The 12,544-nt window shown below is 62.9% G+C and carries 10 protein-coding genes; 2 read left to right on the top strand and 8 right to left on the bottom strand.

What is annotated here, in order from left to right; all coding sequences use genetic code 11:
• Positions 1 to 88 precede the first annotated feature (88 nt).
• From GQA94_RS02695 to GQA94_RS02680, 4 genes are read right to left on the bottom strand one after another with little or no spacing between them, the layout of a single operon-like run.
• The gene (locus GQA94_RS02695; protein WP_158186624.1) at positions 89 to 1,729 is read right to left on the bottom strand and encodes a diguanylate cyclase; all 1,641 of its coding nucleotides are present in this window, start codon (positions 1,727 to 1,729) and stop codon (positions 89 to 91) included.
• The gene (locus GQA94_RS02690) at positions 1,722 to 2,111 is read right to left on the bottom strand and encodes a response regulator (protein WP_158186623.1); all 390 of its coding nucleotides are present in this window, start codon (positions 2,109 to 2,111) and stop codon (positions 1,722 to 1,724) included. Before GQA94_RS02690 ends, GQA94_RS02695 begins: the two co-directional genes overlap by 8 nt.
• Positions 2,108 to 4,510 (bottom strand): PAS domain S-box protein, encoded by a 2,403-nt coding sequence (locus GQA94_RS02685; protein WP_158186622.1) that lies wholly within the window; start codon positions 4,508 to 4,510, stop codon positions 2,108 to 2,110. The genes GQA94_RS02690 and GQA94_RS02685 overlap by 4 nt, the downstream gene beginning before the upstream one ends.
• A gap of 40 nt (positions 4,511 to 4,550) precedes the next feature.
• Positions 4,551 to 4,937, bottom strand: coding sequence for a response regulator (locus GQA94_RS02680; RefSeq protein ID WP_158186621.1), 387 nt, complete (start codon positions 4,935 to 4,937; stop codon positions 4,551 to 4,553).
• A gap of 529 nt (positions 4,938 to 5,466) precedes the next feature.
• Between GQA94_RS02680 and desA the strand changes: the two genes are divergently transcribed.
• Both desA and GQA94_RS02670 read left to right on the top strand, forming a co-directional pair.
• A complete protein-coding gene (gene desA, locus GQA94_RS02675) occupies positions 5,467 to 6,657 on the top strand; it encodes a delta-9 fatty acid desaturase DesA (protein ID WP_158186620.1) in 1,191 nt (396 codons plus the stop codon).
• A gap of 141 nt (positions 6,658 to 6,798) precedes the next feature.
• Positions 6,799 to 7,797 (top strand): GGDEF domain-containing protein, encoded by a 999-nt coding sequence (locus GQA94_RS02670; RefSeq protein WP_158186619.1) that lies wholly within the window; start codon positions 6,799 to 6,801, stop codon positions 7,795 to 7,797.
• A gap of 72 nt (positions 7,798 to 7,869) precedes the next feature.
• Here the strand turns inward: GQA94_RS02670 and aguA are convergent, their stop codons facing one another.
• The 4 genes from aguA to GQA94_RS02650 form a co-directional block, all read right to left on the bottom strand.
• Complete coding sequence (gene aguA / locus GQA94_RS02665) at positions 7,870 to 9,006, bottom strand: agmatine deiminase (protein WP_158186618.1); 1,137 nt, start codon at positions 9,004 to 9,006, stop codon at positions 7,870 to 7,872.
• Positions 9,007 to 9,144: 138 nt separating this feature from the next.
• Positions 9,145 to 10,023, bottom strand: coding sequence for an N-carbamoylputrescine amidase (gene aguB, locus GQA94_RS02660; RefSeq protein WP_158186617.1), 879 nt, complete (start codon positions 10,021 to 10,023; stop codon positions 9,145 to 9,147).
• 135 nt (positions 10,024 to 10,158) lie between these two features.
• Complete coding sequence (locus GQA94_RS02655) at positions 10,159 to 10,839, bottom strand: TetR/AcrR family transcriptional regulator (protein ID WP_233270210.1); 681 nt, start codon at positions 10,837 to 10,839, stop codon at positions 10,159 to 10,161.
• A 101-nt stretch (positions 10,840 to 10,940) separates the two neighbouring features.
• On the bottom strand, positions 10,941 to 12,317 hold the full coding sequence (locus GQA94_RS02650) for a glutamine synthetase family protein (protein WP_158186616.1): 1,377 nt from the start codon (positions 12,315 to 12,317) through the stop codon (positions 10,941 to 10,943).
• Between the last annotated feature and the right edge of the window lie 227 nt (positions 12,318 to 12,544).

Genomic DNA, 12,544 nt, shown 5'->3' with positions numbered 1-12,544 from the left:
ACCCGGGTCGGGTCGGTCGCAGTATTCATTCAAGTGTAGTCCGCTTGGACATCGTAGCGGCTCGCTGGGTCCTTTTGCGACAGGGTGTTCAGTGCCGTGGTGCGATCTGGATCTGGTTCCGGCCTCGGTCCTTTGCCCGGTAGAGGGCCTTGTCGGCGCGCTCCAACAAGGCTGCGGGGCTGGAAAGCCCATCGGTCTCGCTGATGCCGGCACTCAGGGACACGTAGAACACCCTGGAGTCGGCGTGGAAGGGGATCGCCGAAAAGCGCTGGCGAATCTCGTCGAAGACCTGCCTGGCTTGTTCCAGCTTGCAGTTGGGCAGCACCGCGACGAATTCCTCGCCACCGTAGCGACCGAGGCTGTCGACGCAGCGCAGCCGTTGCCGCATCAGGTTCGCCAGCGAGCGGATGACGTTGTCGCCGGCAGCATGTCCGTACTGGTCGTTGACCTGCTTGAAATGGTCGAGGTCGAGCATGACGACACTGGTCGGATGGCCGCTGCGCAGCGAACGCTCCACTTCCAGGGCCAGCTGTTCCTTGATGTCGGCGTGCTTGAGCAATCCGGTCAGGCTGTCGCGCGACAGCGCCATGCTCAGCGCGCGTGCCCGCTGGACCTGGGAATAGACTGCGGCGGTGAGGGCGTTGTCGCTGATCGGTTTGGTGATGAAATCGTCGCCCGCCTTGAGCAGCGCCTCCATCTGCCGGTTGATGTCGGTTTCGGCAGACAGGTAGATGATCGTCACGCGCAGCCATTCGTCATTGAGGCGAATCATCTGTGCCAGCTCGAGTCCGGTGAAGTCCGGCATGTTCATGTCGAGCAGCACCACCTCGGGATTGAACGTCCGCATGACCTCGAACAACTGGCTGGGATCGGTCAGGGTCTCGACCAGCATCCGCGACTTTCGCAGCACCAGGCTGTAGCGCGCCACCAGATCGGTGTCATCGTCGATGATCAGTACCCGGTATGGCTCGCTCAATTGCAGGTTGAGGCAGTTCTCCAGGGTGTTTTCCAGCTGCGTGATGTCCAGCGGCCGCGTGAAGTAGCCTTTCGCGCCGGCACGTACGGCCGCCAACTGGCTGTCGAAATCGATGCGGTGGGCGATGACCAGCAGCGGAAGCGGCGATGCCAGGCTCCGTTGCAACGCGCTCATGTCGTCGAGCTCTCCGTCGTACTGGCTGACGATCAGGGCGTCCGGCAGCTGCCCTTGTACGGCGGCGAGCAGATGGGGATGTTCTGCAAACAGCAGCACGTCGTAACCGAAGTCACTCAACGTCCGGGCGATTTCCTGCCCGGCTTCGATATCTTTATCCAGCAGATAGATTCGGCTGCCGGCCGGCAGGTTGTCGTGCGCCTCGGGTTGCTCGACCGGCTCGCCATCCGGCATCCCTGTGCGGGCGGCGTCGACCAGTTGGTGGATGGCCTGCACCCACAGCGCGAGCGCCTGGCCACTGGGTCTGGCTGCCTCCAGCCATGAACTGCAGCGCTGCTCCAGTACGCGGGCCTGCTCACCCAGCGTGGCGAAACCGAAGGTTCCGGCGGTGCCGGCGAGACGATGCAGGCGTTGGTGAATATCGAGCACCATCTGTCGACGTTGCTCCTGCTCGCGTACCTGCGCGAGTTGCCGGGCGAGCTGTTCCAGCTCCGCCAGCGCCGGGCCCAGGCGATCGGCATACTGCTCGTTCAGTACCCGCAGTTGGTCGTGCAGCGCCTGCTTGGCGCCGTCATTCATGTTCGGCATTCCATATGACTTCCAGTTGGGCCGCCAGTCGTAGCGGATCGAAGGGCTTGTGCAACAGCTTGCGCACGCCGAGTCGTCGCAGTTCGTCAGGATCGGCAGGGTCGTCCGGCTGGCCGGTCAACAGCACCACCGGCGTTTGCTGCAGGTCGACCAATCCTTCCAGCTGGCGCAGCAAGTCCATGCCGCTCATGTGTGGAAGCATCAGGTCCAGCAGGATCATGTCCGGTGCAAACGACCTGACCTTATCTATCGCCTCCTGCGCGCAAGCGCAGCTTAGCACCTCGAAACCGCCGAGCTTTTCCAGGGCGATCCGGGTTACCACCTGAATGGATGGTACGTCTTCGACATGAAGAATCCGTCGTAGCGGTCTCACGGCTGGGGCTCGTTCAGAGGCTCGCAGGGCAGCTCGAACCAGAAGCAGGCGCCTCGGCCAGGTATCGAATCGAAACCGATCTGTCCGTCCATATGCTCGATCAACTCCTTGCTGATGGCCAGGCCAAGACCGGTCCCGCCTTGCTGGCGTGTGTCGGAGGCATCTGCCTGGGCGAACTTGCTGAAGATGCGCTCGCGGAACGCAACGGCGATCCCCGGCCCCTTGTCGCGCACGCTGACCCTTACCTTGCCGGCGTCGACCGCTTCGGCCCACAGCTCGACCGTTTCGCCCGGTGGCGAGTATTTGGATGCGTTGGACAGCAGGTTGCTCAGCACCTGCTCCAGACGCATCGTATCGACCTTGATCGAAACCGCCGGGCAACTGCCCAGCTCGATGGTCACAGCATAGCTCTCGGCGTAGCCGTGGTTGCTGCGCAGCGCTTGTTCGAGCAGAGGCTGCAACGGTTGTAGCTGCAGCTCGAAGCGCATCTTGCCGGCGTATAGCTTGTCGATATCCAGAAGATCGTCGATCAGGGCGCTCAGGCGCTTGCTGTTCTGGTGGGCGATTTCCAGCAGTTCCTGCAAATGTTCGGGCACCTCGCCGATCACCTGGCCGCAGATCAGTCCCAGCGACGCGGTGATGGATGTCAGCGGCGTGCGCAGCTCATGGCTGACCGTCGAGACGAAATCGCGCTGCAACGTCTCGATCTGCTTGCGGTCGGTGATGTCGTGCAGCACGACCACCGCACCGTTCTGCTGTCCGTTGGAGGCATACATCGGATCGGCATTGGCCAGCAGATGGCGGACCGTGCCATTGAACACGATGGCCATTTCGACGTTGCGGATATGCTCGCCGCGCAGCGCCCGCATCAGCGGGACCTCGTCGTAGGCCATCGGCGTTATGCCGTCCGCGTGATAGAGGTGATAGACCTCGGGCCACTGCTCCGGCGCCAGACGCTGTGCATCGAGCCCGTGCCAGCGCCGGGCGGTGTGATTGAACAGGGTCAGGTTGCCCTCGGCATCGCAGGCCACGACGGCCTCGGACAGCGCTTCGAGCAGGCGTCTGTTCATTTCCTGCTGCTTGTCCAGTTCCAGCTGTTCGGCTTTGCGCTCGGTGATATCGGTCACCAGCCCATGCCAGAGCACCGAGCCGTCGGGCTGGCGCATCGGCGTGGCGCGGGCCTCCACCCAGATAACGCCCTTGCGCGGGTGGTCGATTCGGTGTTCGAAATGCCATGGCGTCAGGGTCGAAGCGGCATGACGAATACTGGCCAGTACATGTTCGCGGTCATCGGAATGGACCCTGCCGTAGATCGGGCCGATGTTCGAGGCGATTTCGGTCGCGCTCAGGCCGTAGATGTCCTCCACGCCTTCGCTGAGGTAGGGGAAAGAACTGTTGCCGTCGGGCCGCCAGCAGAACTGGAACAGCAGACCCGGCACCTGCGCCGCGATCTGCTGCAGACGCAGTTGTAGGTGTTCCTGGTGGGCCAGGTCGTAGGCGCTGACGATGTAGCCGCGCAGCAACTCGTGCTCGTCATGGATCGCCGATACGTTCAGCAGCACCGGCACGCTGTCGCCATTGCGATGCCGCAAACGCCATTCACGCATTTCGCGCCGCCCTTCGAGCAAGGGTGCGGTGAGCACGGCGAAGCCCGGTTCGACCGTCTCGCCCAGCTCGGCGCTGAGGATGGCCGCACGACGCGCCAGGGCGTCCGGTGGAAACAACGCGGACGTCAGCGGATGGCCGATCAACATCTGCTCGCCATAGCCGAACAGGCGCTCGGCGGTCGGGTTGACGCCGGATATGCGTCCGTCGGCGGTGGTGACCAGCATGGCACTGGCGGCACTGTTGATGAGGGCTTGCTGCAGCGCGGCCTGCTCGGCGTAGCGGTGGGCCTGCAGGCGTTCCTCGAACAATCGCATGATCTGGCGGCTCAGACGCACCAGGGCCCCGCGTTGGGCATCGTTGAGCTGGCGCGGCTGGCGATCGATCACGCAGAGCGTACCGAGGTTGTAACCATCCGGGGAGGTCAGCGGCGCGCCGGCATAAAAGCGGATGTGTGGATCGCCGGTCACCAGCGGATTTTCACGAAAGCGCTGGTCCTCGCGCGCGTCCTGGACCTCGAATATGCCCTGGCCTTCGATGGTATGGGTGCAGAAGGAAATGTCTCGCGGGGTTTCGCTGACATCCAGGCCGAGGCGGCTCTTGAACCACTGGCGATGATCGTCGACCAGTGAGATCAGGGCGATGGGGGTGTCGCAGATATAGGCGGCCAGCTCGGCGAAATCGTCGAAAGCCGACTCATCGGGCGTGTCGAGGATATCGTAGCGCAGCAGTGCGGCGAGTCGGGACAGCTCTCGGGGCGCAGAGGGCGCCGGCATCGATTTCGGTGGCTCCATCTGGCGTTCCTGTCTCGCTGGGTTGAGGGCTGGGCGGCGGCTAGGCGCCGCCGGCGTCCCAGATGGCCTGTATCTGGCTGGCCAGGCGCATCGGATCGAAAGGCTTGACGATCACGTCGCGTGCACCGAGTTTGCGTAGATGCTCTATCTCGCCCGGCTGGACCTTGGCGGTCATGAAAACCACCGGCACCTGGGCCAGATCAACCCGCTCGCCGAGCCTGGTGAGGGTCTCGGTGCCGCCCATGCCGGGCATCATCACATCGAGCAGAATGAAGTGCGGCACGAACCGCTCGACCTCTTCCAGCGCCTGCCGCCCGGAGGAGCAGGACAGCACTTGATAACCGCCGATGGCCTCCAGTGCGACCTTGACGACGGCCTGGATGGACGGGTCGTCCTCGACGTGCAGAATCCGTTTCAGCTCGGTCATGCAAGACCTCCGACAACTGTTTCTCGAGCGTCCGAAACAAGCAGTTTGCCAGCTTGTTGGCTTGCTGGCACATCGCTCGCGAAAAATAGCCTGGCCGCTGGAGGCGCCCGCAAATCCTGACGAAACGGCTGCTACAGCACCGACCCTTGGCGCCGGGTAGCGCGGCGTGACGCTCGGACATCGACGACTGGCCGCTCAGGGTTCGACTTCACCTCCAGGCGAGAATTTCCTGGCGTGCCGCGCGCGCACCTCGCCGGACCCTGACCGCGAATCGGAGACCGCCGCGATCCCCACGCGCCCGGCGGCTACAACGCGCGTATTAGAGCCCGTCGCACATACCTGGCCCCTGGGCGCGGCGTATGGCGTGTCGCATCGGCAGCGTTCGATGGCCGCCAAACGGTCACAGGCGGCATTGAAAATACGGGCCTGCGCGACGGGCGGGTGCGGCAAAGCGCCGCCATAGGCAGATAATGGTCGGGCGTCGGCGGATGCCGGCCCATGGTTATCTTCACTGCGAGGCTGCAACACTATGTGGTACAACGGTTTTCTCGACCTCTCAAGCTGGGAAGTGGTCGCGGCCACCCTGCTTCTGACTCACGTGACGATTGTCGCCGTCACCGTCTACCTTCACCGTTATTCCGCGCATCGCTCGCTCGAACTGAACGCCGGGCTCAAGCATTTCTTTCGGTTCTGGCTGTGGCTGACCACGGCGATGAATACCCGCGAATGGACGGCCATCCACCGCAAGCACCACGCCAAATGCGAAACGCCGGACGACCCTCACAGCCCGGTGCAAAAGGGGCTGGGCACGGTGCTGCGCCGTGGCGCCGAGCTGTACATGGAAGAGGCCAAGAACGAAGAAACGCTTCGCATCTACGGCAAGAACTGCCCGGATGACTGGATCGAGCGCAACCTGTACTCGCGCTTCCCCAACCTAGGCATCGTGCTGATGCTTGGCCTCGACCTCGCGTTGTTCGGCGTGATCGGCCTTACCGTCTGGGCGGTGCAGATGATCTGGATACCGCTCTGGGCCGCCGGGGTGGTCAACGGGCTGGGGCATGCGGTTGGCTATCGCAATTTCGAATGCCGCGACGCGGCGACCAACCTGGTGCCCTGGGGCATCCTCATCGGCGGTGAAGAACTGCACAACAATCACCATACCTACCCGAACTCGGCCAAGCTGTCGGTTCGCGCCTGGGAGTTCGACATGGGGTGGGCCTGGATCAAGCTGTTCAGCCTGTTCGGCCTGGCCAAGGTAAACCGCACCGCGCCCATCGCCCATCGCGTCAAGCCCAAGCACCAATTGGACATGGACAGCGCCATGGCGATTCTCAACAACCGCTTCCAGATCATGGCGCAGTACCGCAGATTGGTTATCAAGCCGCTGGTGCGCCTGGAACTCGAACGCGCCGATGCGTCGATGCGCCATCAATTCCGCCGGGCCAAGCGACTGTTGTCCCGCGAGCCGAGCTTGTTACAGCACGAGCAGCAGGCCCGCATCGCGGCGATCCTGGAGCAGAGCCAGTCGTTGCGAGTGATTTACGAACAGCGCCTGGCCTTGCAGCAGATCTGGACCCGAACCAGCGCCAACGGGCACGAGATGCTCGCGGCGATCAAGCAGTGGGTGCAGGACGCCGAAGCCAGCGGGATCCAGTCGCTACGCGAGTTCGCCGAGCACCTGCGAACCTATTCGCTGCAGCCTGCGGTCGCGCTTGCCTGATATTCGATCAACGCGCCCGACGCCGGGCGAGGCGTCTGGAACTTTGCTCGATCGGCACTCTCTGATTGGCATTCTGGTGCTTACGCGACAGCTGCCCCTGCGGGTTTCCGCTGGTGCCTGGCGCCATTTGGAAACGCAGGTATGAATTCCGTGAACCAGCGAAGCGAATCGGGGGGTGGCATCGTTCCCCCGACCGAGGCGCAAACCCTGTTGGCACTGCTGCACGCTCGCGCCGAAGTCGAGCGTCTGAGCGAACGAGAGCAGCTGTTCAGCACCCTGATGGGGGCTGTCAATGCGGTGCTGTGGGCCTTCGATTGGCAGGCCCAGCAGATGATCTATGTCAGCCCGGCCTACGAGCAGGTGTTCGGTCGCTCGGCCGCGTTGTTGCTGGCCGATTTCGGCGAATGGCGCAACAGCATCTATCCGGACGACCTCGCTTACGCCCAGCAGAGCATGCTCGAGGTGCTCGACAAGGGCGCCATCGAAGCGCGCGAGTACCGCATCATCCGCGCGGATGGGCAGTTGCGTTGGCTCAGCGACAAATGTTTCATCGCCCGCAACGCGGACAGTTCGCGGGGGCCGATCATCGTCGGGATCGCCGAGGACATCACGGAGAAAAAGCAGCTCGAAGGCGAATTGCAGCGTCTGGCCACCATCGACGTGCTGACCCAGAGCAGCAACCGCCGATACTTCTTCGAATGCGCCCAGCGCGAGTTCGACCGTGCTCGGCAATACGCCAGCCCGCTGGCGTTTCAGTTGCTGGACATCGATGACTTCAAGCGGATCAACGACACCCATGGCCACCAGGTGGGCGATCAGGTGTTGCAACGCGTCGCGCATTGCGGTTCGTCCGTGCTGCGCCGGGGGGATCTGTTCGGTCGCATCGGAGGCGAAGAGTTCGCCTTGCTGCTGCCCGGTTGTCAGCCCGACCTGGCCGAACAGATCGCCGACCGCCTCCAGCGCGAGATCCAGCGGCTGGTCTTTACCAGCCCGGACGGCCAGCGCTTCGGCGTCACCATCAGCCTTGGGGTGACCTACCTGCGGGCCAGCGATCCTGACCTCAGTGCGCTCTTCGCTCGTGCCGACGCCGCCATGTATACCGCCAAGCGCCTGGGCAAGAATCAGGTGATCGTCAGCTAGCAGCCATTCTGGCGATGGATCGAGCGGCGCGCCGCAGCCGCTGGCGGACAATGTCCGGCAACGGCAGCTGCGTCACGCTCGCGTTCTTTGCGGGTTCGCGCCCTGGCGCTGAGCCGGTAGCGGCTGCTGCTGGGTGATGCAATGGATATTGCCGCCGCCGAGCAGGATTTCACGGCCAGGCACCATCACCACCTGATGGTCCGGGAAGAGCTGCGCCAGAATGCGCTCGGCTTCGGCATCGAGCGGGTCATCGAAGGACGGCGCGATGATGCCGTCGTTGACGATCAAAAAATTCACGTAGCTGCCGGCCAGGCGAATCGAGGGGTCACGCGGCTGGCTGCCTATCAGCGGCACGACACCGGCGCATTCCGCTTCGCTGGCGTGCAGTGGGCCCGGAATCGGCATCTTGTGTACCCGCAGCGGGCGGTCCCAGGCATCACGCGCCTGTTCAAGCACGCGCATGGCGGCCTGGCATGCCTCGTAATTGGGGTTGTCCGGGTCGTCGGTCCAGGCCAGCAGCACCTCGCCGGGGCGGACAAAGCAACAGAAGTTGTCCACATGCCCGTCGGTTTCGTCGTTGTACAGGCCGAGCGGCAGCCAGATGACCTTATCGATCGCCAGGTAGTCGGACAGTACCGCTTCGATTGCCTCGCGCGTCAGATGCGGGTTGCGATTGCGATTGAGCAGGCATTGCTCGGTAGTGATCAAGGTGCCTTCGCCATCGACGTGAATCGAACCGCCCTCGAGCACGAAGCCCTCGGTGCGGTAGCGGTCGCAGCGTTCGATTTCGAGAATCTTGCGTGCCACCTCGTCGTCGCGCTGCCAGTCTTCGTACAGTCCGCCATCGAGCCCGCCCCAGGCGTTGAACGTCCAATCGACGCCCCGTAGCCCGCCCTTGCCGTTGATCACGAAGGTCGGGCCGGTGTCACGCACCCAGGCGTCGTCGCTGCTCATTTCCACCAAACGAATGCGTGGGTCGTCGAGCTGCTCGCGAGCGGCCACGTATTGCTCGGCGGTCGCGCAGACCGTGACCGGCTCGAAGCGCGCGATGGCCTTGGCCACTGCGGTAAAGGCCGCTTGTGCCGGCGTGCCCTGGTCGCGCCAGTTGTCCGGACGCTGAGGCCAGACCATCCAGGTCTGGCTGTGCGGCGCCCATTCGGCGGGCATGTGGTAATCGTCGGCACGCGGGGTCGTGGTCAGGGTGGTCATCGTATTACCTGGGAAAAGGCAGCAGTTGTCGAGGTCCGGATGCGATCGCGCCATCAGCGGCAGATTATCTGACCACAGCGCGACGGATTCAGCCGCAACGAGGCGTACGGCTGCACCCTTTGCCGATCAAGGGTCGGGTCAGGACTCCAGCGATCCGTCGAGCGTCTTGATCGGGCCGTACAGGTTCGGTCGACGATCACGGAACACGCCCCAGGCGCTGCGGATATGCTCCAGCTGGTCGAGATCGAACGCGTGCACCAGGACGCCTTCGCTGGTCTCGTCCAGCTCCTCGACCTTGGCGCCAAACTGGTCGGCAATGAAGGACGAACCGTAGAAGGTAATGTCGTAGCCGTCCTGCTCCTCGGTGCCGATGCGGTTGCTGGCGATCAGCGGCATCAGGTTCGCACCGGCGTGACCCTGCTGCACGCGCTGCCAATGGTCGCGCGAAGTGATGTTCGGATCATGCGGCTCGCTGCCGATCGCGGTCGGGTAGAACAACAGCTCGGCACCCATCAGCGCCATGCTGCGCGCGGTTTCCGGGAACCACTGGTCCCAGCAGATCGCCACGCCGATCCTGGCGTAGCGGGTATTCCAGACCTTGAAGCCGGTATCGCCCGGATTGAAGTAATACTTCTCGTGGTAGCCGGGGCCGTCCGGAATGTGGCTCTTGCGATAGACACCCAGCACCTTGCCGTCGGCATCGATGATCGCGATGGAATTGAAGCGCGCGCGGCCGGCAACCTCGAAGAAGCTGATCGGCAGCACCACCTGCAATTCGGCCGCCACCTTCTGGAAGTGCTGGATCGCGGGGTTCTGCTCGACCGTCGTGGCCAATTGCAGGTATTGCGGGTTCGGCTTCTGGCAGAAATAGGGCGTCTCGAACAGCTCCTGGATCAGGATCACCTGCGCGCCCTTGGCGGCCGCTTCACGGACCAGCTTCTCGGCGTTGGCGATGTTGGCCTGACGATCCCAGGAGCAAGCCATCTGGGTAGCGGCGACGGTAACGGTGCGGGACATTGAAAACCTCGCGAATGCTGGCGTAAGTGAACCCGGCCACGGGTGCTGCGAAATCTATTCGATACTTATCCGGATTTGAAGCATTATTTTGTGCGTCATGGCAGACCTGACGACTGGCTTGCCGATAAGTATCCGTCAGTCGCCTGGCTGGACGCGTTTGGGCAGGAATGGCGGCAGGTACAGCCCCAGGTACGCATCGAACACCCGCATCCCTTCCTCTGCCATCCGCTGGGTAATGCAACCGTGCTGGTGCACGGAGCGCGCGTAAACCCGGTCGCCTAGCTCCAGCGCGAGGGCGAACACGCCGATGTCGTCGGGCAGTGGCGGCAGCTCGAAGTGGCGTACAAAAAGGACCCGCATCAGTTCGCCGAGTTCGATGTCGTGCTGGCGATCGGCCTGGGTAACCTCGGTCAGGCCGTGCTGGGTGAGAATCAGCTGTCGGGCGGCGGCGTCGTTGTCATAGATCGCCAGCATCCGTCCCTCGATCAGTCGGGACAGATCACGCCAGTTGCCCAGTGCCTGATGGTCGACGGGTTGCTCGAGGCTGGCGCGAAAGGCGGCATGCACGTCGGCGGTGAGCGCAGTGAGCAGCGCCGGGACGCTGGCAAAGAAGTGATAGACCGAGGAGGGCGGAATCCCAGCGTGCTCAGCGACGCTGTAGATCGAAAGCCCGGCCACGCCCTGCTCGGCCAGCCGTTCGCGCGCGGCGGCAAGAATCTGAGCGATACGGGCCTGACTGCTGGCGCGGGGCTTGCGGCTGGTCGCGGGACGAGGGGAACGGTCGGGTGTTTTCATGGTGGCTATTGGAAGCCACATGAAGGTCCCGTTGCAATCGGCATTCGGATGGCATCGACCGCGCCCGCCCTGTCTGGGGCGTGTGCGGTCAGGTGCGTCCGGGCCATCCTACCGAGGGGCGATCAGACGGTGTGCAGGTACCAGTTGTATTCCAGATCGGAAATGGAATGCTCGAACTCCTCCAGTTCGCTTTCCTTGCAGGCCACGAAGATATCGATGTATTGCGGGCTGATGTAGCGGGCCATGATTTCGCTGTCATCCAGCTCGCGCAGGGCGTCGCGCAGGTTGGATGGCAGGCTCGGTTCGACCTGCTCGTAGGAATTACCCTCGATCGGCTCGTCCGGTGCGATCTTGTTGGTCAGGCCGTGATGGATGCCGGCAAGGACGCTGGCCAGCAGCAGGTAGGGATTGGCATCGGCCCCCGCGACGCGGTGCTCGATGCGCACGGCGTCCGGGCTGTCGGTCGGGACCCGCAGTGCGACGGTGCGGTTGTCCAGGCCCCAGCAGGGCGCGTTCGGTACGTAGAACTGCGCACCGAAACGGCGGTAAGAGTTGACGTTGGGGCAGAGAAACGCCATCGAGGCGGCCATGGTCTGCTGAATGCCGCCGATGGCATGACGCAGCGTTTCGCTTTCCAGCGGATTGTCGGTGGCGAAGATATTGTTACCGCTCTTGTCCAGCAGCGAAATGTGCACGTGCAACCCATTGCCGGCCTGGCCCGGATAAGGCTTGGCCATGAAGGTGGTGTCCATTTCGTGGTCGTACGCGATGTTCTTGATCAGCCGTTTGAGCAGTACCGCGTAGTCGCAGGCCTTGATCGGGTCGGCGACGTGGTGGAGGTTGACCTCGAATTGCGCCGGGGCGCTTTCCTTGACGATGGCATCGGCGGGAATGCCCTGTTCCTTGGCGCCCTCGAGGACGTCCTGCAGACAGTCGACATATTCGTCGAGGTCATCGATCAGATAGACCTGGGTGGAGTGCGGCCGCTTGCCCGAAATCGGCGAGCGCGGCGGTTGCGGGCGGCCGTTCACGTTCTCCTGATCGATCAGGTAGAACTCGAGTTCGAAGGCGGCGCAGATGGTCAGTCCCAGTTCGTCGAACTTGCTCACCACCTGGCGCAGCACCTCACGAGGATCAGCGAAGAACGGCGAGCCGTCGCGCTCGTGCATCGTCATGAGCAACTGTGCGGTAGGGCGCTTTTGCCAGGGTTCGTTGCTCAGCGTATTGGGAATCGGAAAACAGGTCCGGTCCGAATCGCCGATGTCCATCCCCAGACCGGTGCTTTCCACCGTGATGCCATTGATGTCGAGGGCGAACAGTGAGGCGGGGAGGTTGATGCCCTTTTCATACACCCGGTGCAGGCTGGCGCGCTCGATGCGCTTGCCTCGCACGACACCGTTCATGTCTGCAATCAGCAGGTCGATGTACTGGACCTCCGGGTGTTCTTTAAGAAACGCGTTCGCTTCATTGAGCTGAACGGCACGCGGCGGCGGAAGCATGATGAAAACACCTTAATTGTTAAAAATTTCAATCATCCGACAACATGTCTTGGAGTCAATCGGAAAGCCAAGTCGCTGTCAATAGCGCCTCAAAGTGCCCCGTGTAAGCCCGTAATGGCCGGTTTTGGGGCAATGCCGAAAAAAAAACATCGACGCTTCGATCGCTTTCGGAAGGTCACTCGGTCGGCTATTGTCTATAAAAATGAACAAGACTACTCTCCGATGAG

Origin of the sequence: Stutzerimonas stutzeri, assembly GCF_009789555.1 — a bacterium.
Taxonomy (GTDB): domain Bacteria; phylum Pseudomonadota; class Gammaproteobacteria; order Pseudomonadales; family Pseudomonadaceae; genus Stutzerimonas; species Stutzerimonas stutzeri_R.
The sequence above is the reverse complement of the archived record's forward strand: the minus strand, read 5'-3'. Positions and strand labels throughout refer to the sequence as shown.

Bases quoted from the DNA above. Each gene is read 5' to 3' on its own strand.
- GQA94_RS02680 (WP_158186621.1), bottom strand. From the start codon at position 4,937: ATGACCGAGCTGAAACGGATTCTGCACGTCGAGGACGACCCGTCCATC.
- GQA94_RS02655 (WP_233270210.1), bottom strand. From the start codon at position 10,839: ATGTGGCTTCCAATAGCCACCATGAAAACACCCGACCGTTCCCCTCGT.
- GQA94_RS02670 (WP_158186619.1), top strand. From the start codon at position 6,799: ATGAATTCCGTGAACCAGCGAAGCGAATCGGGGGGTGGCATCGTTCCC.
- GQA94_RS02650 (WP_158186616.1), bottom strand. From the start codon at position 12,317: ATGCTTCCGCCGCCGCGTGCCGTTCAGCTCAATGAAGCGAACGCGTTT.
- GQA94_RS02685 (WP_158186622.1), bottom strand. From the start codon at position 4,510: ATGGAGCCACCGAAATCGATGCCGGCGCCCTCTGCGCCCCGAGAGCTG.
- aguB (WP_158186617.1), bottom strand. From the start codon at position 10,023: ATGTCCCGCACCGTTACCGTCGCCGCTACCCAGATGGCTTGCTCCTGG.
- aguA (WP_158186618.1), bottom strand. From the start codon at position 9,006: ATGACCACCCTGACCACGACCCCGCGTGCCGACGATTACCACATGCCC.
- GQA94_RS02695 (WP_158186624.1), bottom strand. From the start codon at position 1,729: ATGAATGACGGCGCCAAGCAGGCGCTGCACGACCAACTGCGGGTACTG.
- desA (WP_158186620.1), top strand. From the start codon at position 5,467: ATGTGGTACAACGGTTTTCTCGACCTCTCAAGCTGGGAAGTGGTCGCG.